The 17,986-nt window shown below is 38.4% G+C and carries 13 protein-coding genes; 5 read left to right on the top strand and 8 right to left on the bottom strand.

Annotated elements, in window-relative coordinates:
- The first annotated feature begins 60 nt into the window (after positions 1-60).
- A complete protein-coding gene (gene rimO / locus AC0IWE_RS25540) occupies positions 61-1,392 on the top strand; it encodes a 30S ribosomal protein S12 methylthiotransferase RimO (RefSeq protein ID WP_055907601.1) in 1,332 nt (443 codons plus the stop codon).
- A 258-nt stretch (positions 1,393-1,650) separates the two neighbouring features.
- Complete coding sequence (locus AC0IWE_RS25535; RefSeq protein ID WP_471795243.1) at positions 1,651-2,154, top strand: hypothetical protein; 504 nt, start codon at positions 1,651-1,653, stop codon at positions 2,152-2,154.
- Between the two features lie 52 nt (positions 2,155-2,206).
- Here AC0IWE_RS25535 and AC0IWE_RS25530 read toward each other — a convergent pair whose 3' ends face one another.
- From AC0IWE_RS25530 to AC0IWE_RS25515, 4 genes are all read right to left on the bottom strand, one after another.
- A complete protein-coding gene (locus tag AC0IWE_RS25530; RefSeq protein ID WP_055907509.1) occupies positions 2,207-2,548 on the bottom strand; it encodes a hypothetical protein in 342 nt (113 codons plus the stop codon).
- Between the two features lie 136 nt (positions 2,549-2,684).
- The gene (locus AC0IWE_RS25525) at positions 2,685-3,686 is read right to left on the bottom strand and encodes an NAD(P)H-dependent glycerol-3-phosphate dehydrogenase (protein WP_055907512.1); all 1,002 of its coding nucleotides are present in this window, start codon (positions 3,684-3,686) and stop codon (positions 2,685-2,687) included.
- 172 nt (positions 3,687-3,858) lie between these two features.
- Positions 3,859-5,199 (bottom strand): efflux RND transporter periplasmic adaptor subunit, encoded by a 1,341-nt coding sequence (locus AC0IWE_RS25520; protein ID WP_471795242.1) that lies wholly within the window; start codon positions 5,197-5,199, stop codon positions 3,859-3,861.
- Between the two features lie 75 nt (positions 5,200-5,274).
- Positions 5,275-6,768, bottom strand: a complete 1,494-nt coding sequence (locus AC0IWE_RS25515) for a TolC family protein (protein WP_471795241.1) — start codon at positions 6,766-6,768, stop codon at positions 5,275-5,277.
- 20 nt (positions 6,769-6,788) lie between these two features.
- On the opposite strand from AC0IWE_RS25515, the gene AC0IWE_RS25510 reads away from it, so the two are divergent.
- The 3 genes from AC0IWE_RS25510 to AC0IWE_RS25500 all read left to right on the top strand — a co-directional run bounded on the left by AC0IWE_RS25510 (position 6,789) and on the right by AC0IWE_RS25500 (position 13,122).
- Positions 6,789-7,457, top strand: a complete 669-nt coding sequence (locus AC0IWE_RS25510) for a polysaccharide deacetylase family protein (RefSeq protein WP_471795240.1) — start codon at positions 6,789-6,791, stop codon at positions 7,455-7,457.
- A gap of 428 nt (positions 7,458-7,885) precedes the next feature.
- The gene (locus tag AC0IWE_RS25505; RefSeq protein ID WP_471795239.1) at positions 7,886-10,651 is read left to right on the top strand and encodes a bifunctional aconitate hydratase 2/2-methylisocitrate dehydratase; all 2,766 of its coding nucleotides are present in this window, start codon (positions 7,886-7,888) and stop codon (positions 10,649-10,651) included.
- A 191-nt stretch (positions 10,652-10,842) separates the two neighbouring features.
- Positions 10,843-13,122: an aconitate hydratase gene (locus AC0IWE_RS25500; RefSeq protein WP_471795238.1), complete on the top strand. Its 2,280-nt coding sequence runs from the start codon at positions 10,843-10,845 to the stop codon at positions 13,120-13,122.
- A gap of 701 nt (positions 13,123-13,823) precedes the next feature.
- Here the strand turns inward: AC0IWE_RS25500 and AC0IWE_RS25495 are convergent.
- The 4 genes from AC0IWE_RS25495 to AC0IWE_RS25480 form a co-directional block, all read right to left on the bottom strand.
- Complete coding sequence (locus AC0IWE_RS25495; protein WP_471795237.1) at positions 13,824-14,255, bottom strand: putative signal transducing protein; 432 nt, start codon at positions 14,253-14,255, stop codon at positions 13,824-13,826.
- A gap of 214 nt (positions 14,256-14,469) precedes the next feature.
- A complete protein-coding gene (locus AC0IWE_RS25490) occupies positions 14,470-15,807 on the bottom strand; it encodes a GH1 family beta-glucosidase (RefSeq protein ID WP_471795236.1) in 1,338 nt (445 codons plus the stop codon).
- Between the two features lie 125 nt (positions 15,808-15,932).
- Complete coding sequence (locus tag AC0IWE_RS25485; RefSeq protein ID WP_471795343.1) at positions 15,933-16,151, bottom strand: hypothetical protein; 219 nt, start codon at positions 16,149-16,151, stop codon at positions 15,933-15,935.
- Between the two features lie 435 nt (positions 16,152-16,586).
- Positions 16,587-17,981, bottom strand: a complete 1,395-nt coding sequence (locus tag AC0IWE_RS25480; protein WP_471795235.1) for a c-type cytochrome domain-containing protein — start codon at positions 17,979-17,981, stop codon at positions 16,587-16,589.
- Positions 17,982-17,986 lie beyond the last annotated feature (5 nt).

Raw genomic sequence — 17,986 nt, 5'->3', positions numbered from 1 at the left:
ATCTGTGGAATCGCTAAATCTGTGGAATCAAGCCGCAAGGAAAGCGTAAATAAAATTGATATGAATACCAAAATAGTAAGAAGTAAAAGCGCAATTAAACAGCCTAAAATTAATGTAATTACATTAGGTTGTTCCAAAAACATATACGATTCGGAAGTATTGATGGGCCAGTTACGTGGCAACAATTTAAACGTTGTACATGAATCAGATAAGATGGGCAAAGATGATATCGTTGTGATCAATACCTGTGGTTTTATCGACAATGCCAAACAAGAATCAATTGATACCATCCTACAGTTTAGCGAACTAAAAGAAGCCGGCAAAATTGGTAAAGTAGTGGTTACAGGATGTTTATCCGAACGCTATAAACCTGAATTAGAATCAGAAATTACAAATGTTGATGCTTTTTTCGGCACCAACGATTTACAGAACATATTACATGAGCTTGGCGCAAATTACAAGCACGAACTTATTGGTGAGCGTTTATTAACTACACCTTCACATTTTGCTTATTTCAAAATCGCTGAAGGGTGTAACCGTCCATGTTCTTTCTGTGCCATCCCATTAATGCGAGGAAAGCACTTAAGCAAACCAATGGAAGAATTGGTTAACGAAGCTAAAATATTAGCCAGAAACGGCACTAAAGAATTAATTTTAATTGCTCAAGACCTTACTTATTACGGTTTAGACCTATATGGAGTGCGCAAGCTAGATGAATTGATGCGCCGTTTATCTGATGTACCAGGCATTGAGTGGATCCGCCTGCAATATGCCTACCCTTCTGGTTTTCCGATGGAGATTTTAGATGCAATGAACGAGCGCGATAACATCTGTAAGTATTTAGACATGCCATTACAGCACATTACCGATAACATGCTAAAATCAATGCGCCGTGGTACTACCAAGCAAAAAACCATTGATTTAGTAAACCAGATCAGAGATAAAGTGCCAAATATCGCCATGCGTACCACTTTAATCTGCGGTTATCCAGGAGAAACCCAATACGATTTTGAAGAAATGGCAGAATGGGTTGCCGAAACCAAATTCGACCGTTTGGGTTGTTTTACCTACTCTCATGAGGAAAAAACCCATGCACATACTTTAGTTGATGATGTTCCTGATGAAATAAAGCAACAACGTGTAGATGATATTATGGAAATTCAACAAGGGATTTCTTTCGATATTAACCAGGAAAAAGTAGGCAAAACCTTTAAAGTACTGGTGGATAAAAAAGAAGGGGATTTCTTCGTCGGAAGAACCGAATTTGATTCACCAGAGGTTGATAATGAAGTTTTAATTGATGCTTCAACAGGTTATGCGGCAAACGGAAGTTTTGTTAATGTAAAGATCGATAGAGCCGAAGATTTCGATTTATACGGAACGATTATTTAGTAATCACTCAAAGATACTGAAGCCTGGAAATTACATTTCCGGGCTTTTTTGTTATAGTGGTAAGCCTGATCCAATAGCTGTCGGATTTATTTCAGAATTTATTAAAGAAAGAGTGCTGAGATGAAAATTTCTACAGCAACAATTGCATGATTATTATTTCAGCTGTAGCGATTCAGACTTTTTAGCCGTTTAATATAGTACAGACATAAAGCACTTATAACTAATTCTTTATAACCATTTAAACAAAAACCAAATCAGATGAAAAAAATTTTAACTGTGCTCATGGTGATTTTTATTGCCAATTTAGGTTGCAAAAAAGCAGGAGTAGGTGGCGGTGGTTTATGTGCGTGTTCGCCTATTTCAACCGCACCATTAATCTTAGTGATTAAAAATAATGCCGACGTAGATTTACTTAATCCAAGTACATCCGGTTATTTCGATAAAAACCAGATCCAGTTATTTTCGAAAGATGCGAATAACGCAGTTAAAAAGATTCAATTTGAAATCCGCCCACCTTTTAGTTTTGGCAATAACCAAAAAATAGATTATTATCAGCTTACCTCTTATGAAATACCTAACCTGGCTAAAAGTATAGAAAGCACCTTTTATCTTAAACTTGGCGATAACAAACTATACGAGCTTAATTTGAAGGTAAATAATAATCTTGTAGAAAAATTATTGATCGATAAAACAGAAGCAGCCAGAGAAATACAGCCCGCTACCAATTCGTATTTTGATGGCATTTACAAGTTAAAGATATAGTGGCAATATGTGGTAAAAAAAAGTCCCGGTGAATATTCACCGGGACTTTTTTTTATTTTTTAGGCTCAGGTCTGTTTTTAATCTGACTGGCTTTTAACCAGATTTTAGCACCTTTTGAGTTTACGTAATATTTTTCATTTTTTGCATTGATGTAAACATCACTTCCATCTGGTGCCATTTTACCTTTCCAGGTTTTATCAGCCACTTTTGAGCTACCTTTTACCGCTACTTCAGCAGTTTTATTACCTACCGATTTTGCACCTTTACCAATTGCTTTACCAGTATGATCTAATGCTTTACCAACTTCAGTTTTCTTTTCTTGCGCATTCACATTTAAGGCAACACCACCAAACAAGGCAAGTGTTAACATACCCATTACTAATTTCTTTTTCATGACAGCTATATTTTTATTTAAAGCTATAACAGACAGTTAGGTGATTTGTTTTTAAATTCAAATAGATTAGAAATAAACAACATTTAGCATTTAAAGCCTCAATATTTAAATCAGATTTAGCTTGCCGAACAATCAATTAATTTAATTTTTCTGCCAGGAGCTTCATCTCGATATGTGGCGAACGGTTTTCGTAAAGAATTGCATGTACAGCCTTACAAATTGGCATTTCTACATGGTATGCCTGGTTTTTAATGTGCATACATTTTACCGCATAATAACCTTCGGCTATCATATTCATTTCCAATTGTGCCGATTTTACAGTATAACCCTTTCCTACCATATTGCCAAAAGTACGGTTGCGGCTAAACTGAGAGTAGGCAGTTACCAATAAATCGCCAAGGTATGCAGATTCTTTAATATCACGGTTAATCGGGTGTACGGCATCAACAAAGCGTTTAATCTCACGTATGGCATTACTGATCAGCACTGCCTGAAAATTATCTCCATAACCTATACCATGGCAAATACCACTTGCCACTGCATAAATGTTTTTTAAAACCGCAGCGTACTCCGTACCAAAAATATCATCTGATACATTTGTTTTAATGTAACGTGTATTTAATAAAGAAGCAAATGTACCGGCCTGTATCACATCTGTACAGGCAATGGTTAAGTACGATAATTTTTCCAAAGCCACTTCTTCTGCATGGCATGGCCCACTTACAACTAAAATATCATGGTATGGGATACCATAATTTTCGTGCATAAATTCACCGATAATCAGGTTATCTTCCGGAACAATCCCTTTAATGGCAGAAACTATTTTTTTTCCTTTTAAATCTTCCGGGGTGATGCCAGCGAGTGTTGTTTTTAAAAATGCTGCCGGCACATTCAATATTACGAAATCGGCAGATTTTATAACGGCGTTGATGTCAGATGAAATATGATCATCTTCACTAAGTTTAATCTCAACAGAACTGATATAATTAGGGTTATGCTTAAATTTTTTAATATGCGCTATGGCTGCTTCATTCCGCATCCACCAAAAAATTTCCTTTTCAGCTAAATTATCTGCAAGCATTTTTACAATGGCAGTAGCCCAGCTCCCGCCCCCTATCATCGCTATTTTAGGTACCATGATTATAAAAAAGGTTTAAAGTAAAAGGTATAGGGCCTTCTTAAAGGTATAAGGCAAAAGGTGTAAGGCTTAGGGTTTAAGACCATTTGCCTCATACCATAAACCTTACACCCTAACCTTAGGAATACACCTTAAACAACGCAAGTTACTATTTCTTGCGGGTATTTATAAACTACTTCTTAGCGTCTTTGCTAAACAATTGGTCTTTAGCTGTTTTTTCTACAACCATTCCGTCTTTTAATTTATTTTGGATCGCAGAATACGGACCGGTAACGATTTCTTCACCAGATTTAACACCAGATTTAACAATAATGTACTGGTCATTTTGGATCCCTGTAGTTACCTCTGTTTTTTTCACTTTTTTGGTTTTCGCATCATAAGCATAAATGTATTGTTTCACCTTTTTATCAGTCAACTTTGATTTCTGCTTATCAGTATTTTCCTGGTTACCCTGATTCTGACCAGCATCACCAGATTTTGCGTTATCTGTAAATACAGCCTGGATTGGAATAGCCAAACCTGTTAACGATTCACTTTCAATATCAACAGTGGCCGACATACCCGGGCGGAAAATAGATTGTTGTTTACCGGCCAGTTCTTCGGTAATTCTAATTTTTACTGAGAAATTGGTTACCTGATCTACTGAAGTTGATACCGTAGTACCTACCGCGGTTGATGAACTTGCAATTTCAGTTACCACACCCCTAAATTTCTTATCAGAGAAAGCATCTACCTCAATTGAAGCTTTGTCGCCAACTTTAACACGGGTAATGTCATTTTCATTCACATCTACATTCACCTCCATTGATGATAAATTAGAAATCCGCATAATCTCTGTACCTGCCATTTGAGAAGTTCCTAAAATACGGTCTCCCAATTCGATAGATAACTTTGATACCACACCATCAACTGGGGCATATATAGTCGTTTTAGCTAAATTTGCACCCGCTTCTTTAACATTTGCACCTGTTTGCTCTAAGGTAAACCTGGCACCGGTTACATTTTCTTTTGCACTTGCCAAATTGGCTTTAGCCGTTAAAAATGCCGCTTTAGCCGAATCAAATTCTGATGCAGAAATTACTTTTTTATTAAACAGTTCTACATTACGTTTATAGGTTGCCTCTGCATTTACAAAGTTAGCCTGATTTTGTATCAATTGCTGTTGTGCTGCAGCCACACTAGCTTTTTGAGCATTAAATGTAGCTACTGTTCTTTCATAACCTGATTGTAAAACGTCAGGGCGCACCTTACAAAGTAATTGTCCGGCTTTAACAATATCACCTTCTTTAACTTTTAACTCTACAACCTCACCTGATACTTCAGAACTTAATTTTACCTCAGTTTCTGGCTGAATTTTACCACTTGCAGTTACTGTTTCTACAACAGTTTTATCTGATGCTTTTTCTGTAGTTACTTTCTCTGTTTTAGCACCACCAATAACTCCCGTTAGGGATAGAATGGTTAGAATGGCTACGATAGCAACTATGATGATAATGATATGCTTCAGTTTCATAATTTATTGTATTTCTTTTGTTTGTATAAGGTTGTAATCGTTAAAGGTTTTAAATAGCCTTCAATTTTAAATTAGTTAAAAGGTTATCTGTTTGCCAAGGTAATAATCAATTACTTTAGCTCTGAATAAAAGATCGTATTTGGCTTGAATAAAATCAATTTCAGCTTTATTTCTATTGGTTTGTGCAGTGCTATAATCTAATGAATTAACTAAACCAACATTGTAACGTTGCTCAATAACATAGAAAGCATCTTTTTGGGCCTGAAAAGCATTTTGTGTAGAAGAATAACGGCTTTCTGCTGCTTTCACGTCGTAAACAGCCTGCGAAATTACTTTACTTAAGTTATTTTTGGTCAGTTGCTCCTGTACCTGGGTATTTTGATAGTTGATTTTTGCCTTTCTAACGTTTGTTCTGGCTAGAAAACCATTAAAAATTGGAATTGAAAGATTTAATCCAACATATTGGTTAAAGTTGTCTTCAATCTGAGAACCAAATGCCTGCTTACCTAAAACAGTTACAAAATCAGGGGCTACAACAGATTCATTTGTACCTAATGTTCTTCCTATTTCTGAAAAACCGTTAGGGGTAACTGAAAGCACTTTACTTCTTCCACTGGAAAAATTTGAGCCTAAACCACCACCGATTGAAAGGCGTGGATAATAAGATGATTTGGCAACACTTACACCCCTCAATGCAGCTTCAGTTCTTAAAGTCGCCAATTTAATATCAGGGAATGAGGTAACTGCACTTGCAAAAATAGTGTTGATATCATAACTGTTCTGTAATGAATAATTTTCGGCAATAGCTGGGGCTTGCACTTCAAACCTATTCTCTGGTTGCATTTCCATCAATTGATTTAAAGTTAAATAAGAAACCGATAATGTATTTTGAGCATTTGTGGTATTCAGTTCGGCTGTTGCAACTTGCGATTTTGCCTGAGAAATGTCTGCAAGCGTTTTGTTTCCGGCATCTAATAATGCTTGCTCTCTTTTTAAAGTCTGTTTGGCAACTTCTAGTTGTTGCTGTGAGGCGGCGAGTAAATCTTTATTGTATAAAATCTGCATATATGAGGTTACTACCTGCAAAATCAGATCGTTTTTTATTTTTTCTACATTGGTTTGATCAGCAGCAAGCAACAGTTTATTCTGTCTGATCTGATTAATTTTCTGGAAACCCTGAAAAAGATCGGCACTTGCACTTAAGCTACCATTAGCTGATGAAAATTGTTGTGATATAAACTGATTGGTTGATGGATCGATGCTACGGCCAAAGTTTTTATTATAGCTTGCCGCCCCATTAAGTGTTGGCAAAAGCGCATTTTTTGATTGGCTGAGCGTTTCATTAGTTAAAGCAGCACTAAAAGCTGCCTGTTTGATCTGTAAATTATTTTTAAGGGTATTATCTACTGCCTGCTGGATGGTTAAAACTTGCTGGGCATTGGCATTACTGGCAAAACCGAGGGCTACAACAAAAGCAAAACCGGTAATTAACTTTTTCTTGGTAAACATCTTCATAATTTGTTTCAAATCTATATAAACAACTTTAATAATTTCAATCTGTACAGGCATTTAGTAACTTTGTTGCTAAAATGTACCTGATCAAATCACCGCTTCTGCTAAAATGGTATTATCCATCGCTATTATGGAATAAATCCCGCACCGAAAAAGTTATTTATTTGACCTTTGACGATGGACCTATACCCAATGTTACAGATTTTGTACTAAAAACTTTAAAAGCCTTCAATGCTAAAGCTACATTTTTTTGCATTGGCGATAATATTGTAAAACATCCCGACGTTTTTGAACGTGTAAAAACCGCCGGCCATGCCATCGGCAACCATACTTTTAACCACTTAAAAGGCTGGAAAACCGACGATGAAACCTATCTCCAAAACACATTAAAATGCCAGCAACTCACTCAATCGAACCTTTTCCGCCCACCTTACGGTAGAATTAAGAAAAGCCAGATCAAAAGTTTGGAGTCGTTAGTTTGGCGTTCGGAGTCTACAGCACCAAACAACTCTCAACTCTCAGCGCCCAGCTCCCAGCTCAACATCGTAATGTGGGATGTGCTCAGCGGCGATTTCGACACCAATCTCCCGCCAGAAAAGTGTTATAAAAACGTAATTAAACATACCGAAAATGGTTCTATAATTGTATTTCACGACAGTTTAAAAGCATTCGACCGTTTATCTTACACCCTGCCCAAGGTATTGGCTTATTTTACTGAAAAAGGTTTTAGGTTTTCATCGCTTTAGCGGTAAGCCAATGTTATGCCAAGGCTTTTGGTGCCGTTTAAACCACTTAATATCAAAACATTAATCAAATGACAATTAAATAACTGTTCAAAATCGCACAAACCTGTTCGATAACGAACGGTTAACACAATCATATAATGCAGCTTTTATTATTCTTTTTATTAACTAACCATGGCTCGGTTAATGCCATCCTATATGGCAATTTTTAGCTTGTTTACCTTGCAATTTAGATCAATTCCAAATTACGTTATCGACTGGCTAAATTACATTTAAAGGTTGCATTTTGTTATTTTTGCTTTGGCCGTTAAAAACTGCGTTTTTACAGTCGGAAACCACAAATTAAAATGTAATAACAGTATTCTTTCGATGGAAAGCACTTGTGCATTTTTATTGCACCTGCGCTCATCAATAAGGATAAAATAACTAAGATGAGTATTTATAACGATTATATCCAGGATATTGAAGACAGGAAAACCCAGGGTCTTCATCCTAAACCTATTGATGGAGCCGAATTATTAGGTGAAATCATCTCCCAAATCAAAAATGTAAATAATTTTAACAGAGCAGATGCTGTTAATTTTTTCATCTACAACACCTTGCCCGGCACCACTGCGGCAGCTGGTGTAAAAGCCGAGTTTTTAAAAGAAATTATTTTAGGCGGAACCATCGTGCCAGAAATCACACCTGATTTCGCTTTCGAATTATTATCGCACATGAAAGGCGGCCCTTCTATCAAAGTATTGTTAGATATCGCCCTTGCTGATAATGGTGATAAAGCACATAAAGCAGCGAACGTACTTAAAACACAGGTTTATTTGTACGATGCAGATACCGATCGTTTAAAAGAAGCATACAACAATGGCAATGAAATTGCCAAAGAAATACTGGAAAGCTACGCAAGGGCCGAATTCTTTACAGAATTACCTCCAATTGCTGAAGAAATTAAAGTAGTAACTTTCATTGCTGGTATTGGTGATATCTCTACGGATTTATTATCGCCAGGTAACCAGGCACACTCCCGTTCTGATCGTGAATTACATGGTAAATGCATGATCACACCTGAAGCTCAGGAACAAATAAAAGCTTTACAGGAACTACATCCCGATAAAAGCGTAATGCTCGTAGCCGAAAAAGGCACAATGGGCGTTGGCTCTTCTCGTATGTCGGGTGTGAACAATGTGGCACTGTGGACAGGTAAAAGATTAAGTCCATATATTCCTTTTGTAAACATTGCTCCTATTGTGGGTGGTACCAATGGTATTTCTCCTATTTTTTTAACAACGGTTGATGTAACTGGCGGTATCGGTATCGACCTTAAAAACTGGGTAAAGAAAACCGACGAAAACGGCAATGTGCTCCGTAACGAAAACGATGAGCCAATTTTAGAGCAGGTTTACTCAATAGAAACAGGTACAGTACTCACCATCAATACCAGAACCAAAAAACTATACAACGGCGAACAGGAATTAATTGATATTTCGAAAGCCCTAACACCACAAAAAGTTGAATTTATTAAAGCGGGTGGTTCTTACGCAATTGTATTTGGTAAAAAAATCCAAACATTTGCGGCCAAAACTTTAGGCATTGAAGCTCCGTTGGTTTTTGCCCCTGCTAAAGAAGTTTCAATAGTGGGTCAGGGTTTAACTGCTGTAGAAAAAATATTCAACAGAAATGCAGTAGGTTTAACACAAGGTAAAGTTTTACATGCGGGTTCTGATGTGCGTGTTGAAGTAAACATTGTAGGTTCTCAGGATACAACAGGTTTAATGACTGCCCAGGAATTAGAGGCAATGGCGGCTACGGTAATCTCTCCGATTGTTGATGGAGCTTACCAATCAGGTTGTCATACTGCATCCGTTTGGGATAAAAAAGCACAGGCAAACATCCCTAAACTCATGAAGTTTATGAATGATTTTGGTGTAATAACTGCCCGTGATCCTAAAGGCGAATACCATTCTATGACGGATGTTATTCACAAGGTACTGAATGATATTACGATTGATGAGTGGGCCATTATCATTGGTGGCGATTCGCATACGCGTATGTCTAAAGGGGTAGCTTTCGGTGCCGATTCTGGTACGGTAGCTTTGGCACTGGCAACAGGCGAGGCTTCTATGCCAATTCCTGAATCGGTAAAAGTAACTTTCAAAGGCCAGATGAAAGAACACATGGATTTCCGTGATGTGGTTCATGCTACGCAATTGCAGATGTTGCAACAGTTTGATGGTGAAAATGTATTCCAGGGCCGCATTATTGAAGTACACATAGGTACTTTATTGGCCGATCAGGCCTTTACTTTTACAGATTGGACTGCAGAGATGAAAGCGAAAGCGTCTATCTGTATTTCGCAGGATGATACCCTGATCCAATCTTTAGAAATTGCTAAAAGCCGTATTCAAATCATGATAGACAAAGGTATGGACAACCATAACCAGGTTTTACAGGGTTTAATCAATAAAGCAAACAAAAGAATCGAAGAAATTAAAACTGGTATTAAACCCGCTTTAATGCCGGATAATAACGCAAAATATTATGCAGAAGTAGTTATTGATCTTGACCTCATCAACGAACCGATGATTGCTGATCCGGATGTGAATAATGCAGATGTTTCAAAACGTTATACGCACGATACCATCAGGGATTTAACTTATTACGGTGGCGATAAAAAAGTAGATCTTGGCTTCGTAGGTTCTTGTATGGTGCATAAAGACGACTTAAAAATTGTTTCTCAAATGTTGAGAAACGTTGAAACATTAACTGGTAGTGTTACCTTTAAAGCGCCGTTGGTAGTTGCTGCCCCTACTTATAATATAATTGATGAGCTGAAAGCAGAAGGCGACTGGGAATATTTACAAAAATACTCTGGATTTGAATTTAGCGATGCCTTACCAAAAAGCTCGGCGCGTACAGAATATGAAAACATTATGTACCTGGAACGCCCGGGTTGTAACCTCTGCATGGGTAACCAGGAGAAAGCAGCCAAAGGCGATACGGTAATGGCTACTTCAACCCGTTTATTTCAGGGCCGTGTTGTAGAAGATAAAGATGGCAAAAAAGGCGAATCCTTACTGGCATCAACTCCGGTGGTTGTACTTTCTGCCATATTAGGTCGTATTCCAAATATCGAAGAATATAAAGTAGCAGTAGAAGGCATTAACTTAACCAAGTTTACCCCTATTTCTACAAAACAGTAATAAACAAATAAGCGTATTATTTGTTAACAATAAAAAGGCTATCTGGTAAACAGAATGGCCTTTTTGTTTTATGTAAAATTTGCATAGAATGTTTTTAAATAACATAATTTGACAATTCACAAAAACAAGTCTGTTAAAATTTGTTTAATTTAGGTAGTCCCATTATTGACAATAATTATAAAAAATAAAGTATGGCTTTTGATATAGACATGATCAAAAAGGTGTATGCAAACTTTGGTAGCCGTGTAGAAGCTGCCCGTAAAATAGTTGGCAGACCTTTAACATTATCTGAAAAAATATTATATGCACACCTTTGGGATGGAGATCCTAAAACGGCATTTAAACGTGGTTCTGACTATGTAGATTTTGCACCAGATCGCGTTGCGATGCAGGATGCAACTGCACAAATGGCTTTATTGCAATTTATGCAGGCGGGCAGGCCTCAAGTTGCCGTTCCATCTACGGTTCATTGCGATCACTTAATTACAGCTAAAGAAGGTGCTGCAATAGATTTACCTCATGCCAAAACCGAAAGTGCTGAAGTTTTTGATTTCTTATCATCCGTATCTAACAAATATGGCATCGGTTTCTGGAAACCAGGTGCCGGTATTATTCACCAGGTAGTTTTAGAAAATTATGCTTTCCCTGGTGGTATGATGATCGGAACCGACTCTCACACGGTTAATGCAGGTGGTTTAGGTATGGTTGCAATTGGTGTTGGCGGTGCCGATGCCTGCGATGTTATGGCTGGTTTACCCTGGGAACTTAAATTCCCTAAACTAATCGGTGTTAAGTTAACAGGAAAATTAAACGGCTGGACTGCCGCCAAAGATGTAATTCTTAAAGTTGCCGGTATCCTTACCGTAAAAGGTGGTACTGGGGCTATTGTAGAATATTTTGGCGATGGAGCTGTTAATTTAAGTTGTACCGGTAAAGGTACCATTTGTAACATGGGTGCCGAAATTGGGGCAACAACTTCTACTTTTGGTTATGATGAAAGCATGGAACGTTACTTACGTGCCACAGGTAGAAATGAAGTTGCTGATGAAGCAAATAAAATTGCGGCCTATTTAACAGGTGATGAAGAAGTTTATGCCAACCCTGAAAGCTATTTCGACCAGGTAATTGAAATTGACCTTGATACCCTTGAGCCTTATTTAAACGGTCCTTTTACACCGGATTTAGCTACTCCTGTTTCACAAATGAAAGTTGAGGCAGAGAAAAATGGCTGGCCTTTAAAAGTAGAATGGGGATTAATCGGTTCTTGTACCAATTCATCATACGAAGATTTATCAAGAGCGGCTTCTATCGCTAACCAGGCTATTGCAAAAGGATTGGTTACCAAATCAGCTTTCGGTATTAACCCCGGTTCTGAGCAGGTTCGTTATACCGCAAACCGTGATGGTTTCTTAAAAACTTTCGAAGATTTAGATGCCACAATTTTCACCAACGCCTGCGGACCATGTATTGGTATGTGGGACCGTACGGGTGCAGAAAAAGCAGAAAAAAATACAATCGTACACTCTTTTAACAGAAACTTTGCTAAACGTGCCGATGGTAACCCGAATACTTTCGCTTTTGTAGCTTCGCCAGAAATGGTTGCTGCAATTGCCATTTCAGGTGATTTAGGTTTCAACCCGTTAACAGATACCTTAACCAACGATAGAGGTGAGCAGGTTAAATTAGATCCACCTACAGGAGATGAATTGCCGACTAAAGGATTTGCTGTAGATGATGCAGGTTTCCAGGCACCAGCAGCTGATGGATCAACCGTTCAGGTTTTGGTTTCTCCTACTTCTCACCGTTTGCAATTGTTAGATCCCTTTACCCCTTGGGAAGGTACGGACTTAAAAGGCTTGAAACTTTTAATTAAAGCCAAAGGTAAATGTACAACGGATCATATTTCTATGGCAGGTCCGTGGTTAAAATTCCGTGGTCACTTGGATAATATTTCCAACAATATGCTTATCGGTGCGGTTAACTACTTTAATGATAAAACCGATAACGTTAAAAATGAATTAACCGGAGAGTATGGTCCTGTACCAGCAACTCAACGCGATTATAAGGCAGCTGGTTTAGGCTCTATCGTAGTTGGTGATGAAAATTATGGCGAAGGTTCATCCCGTGAACACGCCGCTATGGAGCCCCGCCACTTGGGTGTTCGTGCCGTATTGGTAAAATCTTTTGCCCGTATTCACGAAACCAACCTGAAAAAGCAAGGTATGCTGGGTTTAACTTTCGCTGATAAAGATGATTACGATAAAATATTGGAAGATGATACCATCGATATTTTAGGTTTAACAGAATTTGCTCCAGATAAACCTTTAACATTGGTATTGCACCATGCTGATGGTACTGAAGAGCAGTTCGCGGTTAACCACAGTTATAATGCACAACAAATTGAGTGGTTTAAAGCTGGTGGTGCATTAAATATTATCCGCGCAGAAGCCGCAGCTAAAGCAGCACTTTAATTAGTTAGGAGTCCGATTACTGAAGTCGGGATTCTAGCGTTTAAAATATCAATCCCGTTTTGTTAATTCAGAACGGGATTTTTTAATATCAAAAATGCCGTGATTGCGAAGAGAATGATGGTAATGTAATGGTCTGTGGGGACACAGACCTTGGGGTTAATAAAAGGGATCGTCATTGCGAGGAGGAACGACGAAGCAATCTTTCATGATGGCGATATTTGCAGGAAAGATTGCTTCGTCGGCTGAAAAAGCCTTCTCTGCATGACGATTTATTTAGGACTATTCCGTAAAAAGGTCTGTGGGGACACAGACCTTGGGTGTTGACACAGACCTTGGTGTTAATAAAACGATCGTCATTACGAGGAGGAACGACGAAGCAATCTTTCATGATGGCGATATCTACAGGAAAGATTGCTTCGTCGGCTGAAAAAGCCTTCTCGCAATGACGATTTATTTAGGAATATTCCGTAAAAAGGTCTGTGGGGACACAGACCTTGGTGTTGACACAGACTTTGGTGTTTAATAAAACGATCGTCATTGCGAGGAGGAACGACGAAGCAATCTTTTATGTTGGCGATATCTACAGGAAAGATTGCTTCGTCGGCTGAAAAAGCCTTCTCACAATGACGATTAATTTAGGAATATCTTAATAAAGCCCATCTACAGGCTCAGCATAATACCTCTCCTTTATTCTTTAATAATTATTTAAACTCATGGCCGCAATTGTAGCAATGGTAGCATTTATTGCCTTTGAAAGGAGGATAAACCGCAACAAAGAATGAGATTAAAATAACCCACCAGCTAAATTTCTTTTTTGTTGCCATTCCATAACCAACATTGTCAGATCCGCAAACCTCGCAAAGAATCTTTTCTTCCGGCTGGTGCTGTGGTTCTTCACCATCAAGAACAAGGGCGCTGTTATCTTCAGCCAAAAGCTGATTGATCTGATCTACATCATCTTCGAAAACAATTAATTTAATTCCTCCAATTGCCTGGTTATATAAAGGATAAATTGTAGAAACATTTTCATCTGCAAGGAAACATGAAAAACCACTATCTTCCAGTCTGGCCTTAACAATGTTGCCTTCTATGGGGTTATAAAAGGTTTTATAAACAACAGTTTTATCATTCATGATGTTAATTTAGATAAAAAAAGCTTTCGCAGATTTAAAATAAGAAACAAATGCGCTTAAAGCATAAGATTAGCTAATATAATAACTTTCATAATTAAATAGGGGATGCTGCAAAGCCAGCTTCCTTAAATATGGCTTTGTTAAATCATCCTAAACGGTTTATAAAAAACTTAAGATGAGCAGTATATAGGATTGAAAAACTTAGCTGATCTACTTATTGCTTTAAAAATTCCTGCCACCAATAGCCAGAATCCTTAATGGTTCGCTGCTGGGTTTTAAAGTCGTTGTAAATTAACCCGAACCGGGCTGTAAATCCTTCAGCCCACTCAAAATTGTCCATTAATGTCCATGCCATATAGCCAGTAACGTTAACCCCTTCATTTTTGAGTTTTAAAAGCGCACTGAGGTAAAGTTTAAAATATTCAATCCGCTCAGGATCTTCTATTCTTCCATCGGTCAATTTATCGTGATAGGCAGCTCCGTTTTCTGTAATGATGATGTTTTTAACATTTGGGTAAGCCGAAAACTGTTTGATAATGTTATAAAAACTTTGGGCATTAATTTCCCATCCCATAGCGGTATGAGGCTTTTTCCTGCTTTTTGCTTTTACTTCCCAAGCCTGGATAACCGGAATAAAAGCATTGTATTTTATAGTTAATGGAAAATAATTTTGAAGTCCGATAAAATCAAAATCAAATTTCATCCTTTCCTGAAGCCGCCATGTTCCATATTCAATTTGAAATTTCTCCAATACATCCCAATCGGCAGTAGGAAAACCCATGCCCAAGGTAGGTTCTACAAATAAGCGGTTCATTAAACAGTCTACACGTTTCGCAGCCAGTATATCATTATCGCTTTGCGTATTTGGAATCACCTCCGAGCAGGAGAAGGTAGTACCAATATTGGCATTATTAACCTCAGCACGCAATATTTTTCCGCCATCGGCCTGTGCCAATGCGGTATGTAAAACAGCAGGAAAAAAATTACTTAACCCAGTTTTGCCAGGGGCATGTACACCCAGCATATACCCTAGTGAGGTATAGCCGAAAGGCTCATTCAGTACAATCCAGTTTTTTACTTTATCGCCGTATTCCAAGGCGCAAATGCTTACAAAAGCATTAAAAGCCGCATTAATACTGAAGCTTGTCCAGCCACCCTCATCTTCCAAAGCCTGGGGTAAATCCCAATGATAAAGCGTAATATAAGGGGTAATGCCGTTTGTTAAACATTCATCGATAAGGTTGTGGTAAAAACGGATTCCTTCCTGGTTGATTTCTCCCCTACCTAAGGGCAAAATGCGCGACCAGGAGATTGAAAACCTAAAAACTTTAAAGCCTAAAAGTTTAACCAGGGCAACATCTTCGGCATAACGATGATAAAAATCGCAGGCGGGATCTAATTTATGGTTCTTTTTTATTTTACCATTTTTGGCGGTAAAGGTGTCCCAAATGGAAGGCCCTTTACCATATTGAGTTGCCGTACCCTCTATCTGTGCAGCAGCGGTGGCTATACCCCATAAAAAATCCTGACCAAAATTGCTTGCATTAACCATTGTTACCAATTAATTGCCATAAGTTGCAAGTTTAATATTAACAAATCATTAATAAAGTGCAGAAAAGACTTTTAGGCTACAAATAGGAAACCGAAATATATTTTTATTCGTGATTAGCCTTAATATTAATTTTCTGTTTGACACAGTTTATTGAACAGACCCCCTCTGACCTCAATCGTTTGACCTCTGACCCCAATCGTTTGCCCTCTGACCCCAATCATTTGCCCTTTGACCCCAATCGTTTGACCTCTGACCTCAATCATTTGCCCTTTGACCCCAATCGTTTGCCCTCTGACCCTAATCGTTTGACCTCTGACCCTAATCGTTTGACCTCTGACCCTAATCGTTTGCCCTCTGACCCCAATCGTTTGACCTCTGACCCCAATCGTTTGCCCTCTGACCCTAATCGTTTGACCTCTGACCCCAATCGTTTGCCCTTTGACCTCAATCGTTTGACCTCTGACCCCAATCGTTTGCCCTTTGACCTCAATCGTTTGACCTCTGACCTCAATCGTTTGCCCTCTGAACCTAATCGTTTGCCCTCTGACCCCAATCGTTTACCCTCTGACCTCAATCGTTTGACCTCTGAACCTAATCGTTTGCCCTCTGACCCCAATCGTTTACCCTCTGACCTCAATCGTTTGACCTAAAAGCTCCGATTCACTACTTAAAAGCTCCGCCCCGTTACCTAAAAGCTCCAACCCGTTACCTAAAAGCTTCGACTCACTACCTAAAAGCTCCGACTCGCTACCTAAAAGCAACCTATCTGCTATTGTTGGCTATGGTGCTTTAACTACAGTGGTATCTTGCGCCAACATAGGAATCTTATAATTTCCAGTATCTACAGTTACCTTTGGCAATACTTTTTTGATGCCAGCCAGATCGGCTTTATTTATCCCAGTTTGATAGATATAGAGGTACTTTAGATTTTGAAGTTTTTTTAACTGATTAATTCCCCTGGCTGTAATTTTAGTACCTACCAAACTTAATGATTGCAACTGATCTAAATCTTTTAGTGCTACCAAACCAGCATCAGTTACCTGGGTATTGTTTAGGCTTAACCGGGTTAAGTTTTTACAATCTTTAATGGCTGCCAGTGTTTGATCGGTTACATACTTATTTTCGAGTTTAAGCCAAAGCAGCTGTTTATCTGCCGATTTAATAAGATCCAACACCTCTTTACCCATCGATTTTGCATTGATAAAGTTTGCCGAAAGGTAATTTGTATTTTGTGAAACAGGAATTATGGTTACACCTGCATCAGTAAACTTTTTAAGTACTTTTTCATCAACAGGCGAAACTTCTTCCTCCGGGATATCGGTATTTTTTATTTCTTCATTTGCTGCTTCACCATTTTGCAACATGGCTAAAACAGGTTTGATTTCTTGTGTTTGAGGAAGGTTTTTAAATTTTATCTTAAAATCAGCACCATTCTTTATCCACCATTTTAATAAAGCAATTTCATTAGCGGTAAGCTGTGACTTTTCTTTAGGTGCCATATGGTCTTCATCATTTAATGGCAACAGGATCCGCTTAACCAGTTCACTTTCTTCAGCCTTACCTTTTACCAGGGCAGCCCCGTTTGCTCCTCCTTTTAAAATATAAACTTCTTCATCCAACCGGAGTTTTCCTTTTTGCTTTTCGCTGCCGTGGCAACTGTAACAACGGTTTTTAAAGAGGGGTTGAATTGCATTCTGGTAAACAAATGCTTCCTGCACATTTGGAATTGCAGGAATGGCCGCAGCCCCTTTTGAGCCACTTTCTTTTAGGGGTGCGGTTAAATAATCTGATCCGTGGGTTAAAGATCCACCCATATGGCCTGTTATAGAAATTAGTACCGTAAGGATAACTGCAACTGCTCCCAATATCCCTTTAGCCTTAATTTTATTGTAAATGATCCAAAAAACAAGCGATAACGCAGCAACGCTAATGCCCATCCATTGATGGTTGCTAACCAAATTGACATCATAATCACCACCATTTGCCAAAAGATACCCGGTTATGCAAGAAACTATGGCACTTAATGCGCCTAAAAGCAACATGATGGAAATTGCAGGCTTTAGATTTGCAAAGCTGGCTTTGAGCGACAGTACAATACAGATGCAAGCCAACAATAAAATGCCGATGGGAAGGTGAACAAAAACAGGATGAAAACGGCCAAAAAACTCAAGCATCTTTA

It is taken from the genome of Pedobacter sp. AC402 (genome assembly GCF_979252805.1).
The sequence above is the reverse complement of the archived record's forward strand: the minus strand, read 5'-3'. Positions and strand labels throughout refer to the sequence as shown.

Excerpts from the sequence above, each read along its gene's own strand:
- rimO (WP_055907601.1), top strand. The coding sequence starts at position 61 with ATGAATACCAAAATAGTAAGAAGTAAAAGCGCAATTAAACAGCCTAAA.
- AC0IWE_RS25535 (WP_471795243.1), top strand. The coding sequence starts at position 1,651 with ATGAAAAAAATTTTAACTGTGCTCATGGTGATTTTTATTGCCAATTTA.
- AC0IWE_RS25530 (WP_055907509.1), bottom strand. The coding sequence starts at position 2,548 with ATGAAAAAGAAATTAGTAATGGGTATGTTAACACTTGCCTTGTTTGGT.
- AC0IWE_RS25525 (WP_055907512.1), bottom strand. The coding sequence starts at position 3,686 with ATGGTACCTAAAATAGCGATGATAGGGGGCGGGAGCTGGGCTACTGCC.
- AC0IWE_RS25520 (WP_471795242.1), bottom strand. The coding sequence starts at position 5,199 with ATGAAACTGAAGCATATCATTATCATCATAGTTGCTATCGTAGCCATT.
- AC0IWE_RS25515 (WP_471795241.1), bottom strand. The coding sequence starts at position 6,768 with ATGCCTGTACAGATTGAAATTATTAAAGTTGTTTATATAGATTTGAAA.
- AC0IWE_RS25510 (WP_471795240.1), top strand. The coding sequence starts at position 6,789 with ATGTACCTGATCAAATCACCGCTTCTGCTAAAATGGTATTATCCATCG.
- AC0IWE_RS25505 (WP_471795239.1), top strand. The coding sequence starts at position 7,886 with ATGAGTATTTATAACGATTATATCCAGGATATTGAAGACAGGAAAACC.
- AC0IWE_RS25500 (WP_471795238.1), top strand. The coding sequence starts at position 10,843 with ATGGCTTTTGATATAGACATGATCAAAAAGGTGTATGCAAACTTTGGT.
- AC0IWE_RS25495 (WP_471795237.1), bottom strand. The coding sequence starts at position 14,255 with ATGAATGATAAAACTGTTGTTTATAAAACCTTTTATAACCCCATAGAA.
- AC0IWE_RS25490 (WP_471795236.1), bottom strand. The coding sequence starts at position 15,807 with ATGGTTAATGCAAGCAATTTTGGTCAGGATTTTTTATGGGGTATAGCC.
- AC0IWE_RS25480 (WP_471795235.1), bottom strand. The coding sequence starts at position 17,981 with ATGCTTGAGTTTTTTGGCCGTTTTCATCCTGTTTTTGTTCACCTTCCC.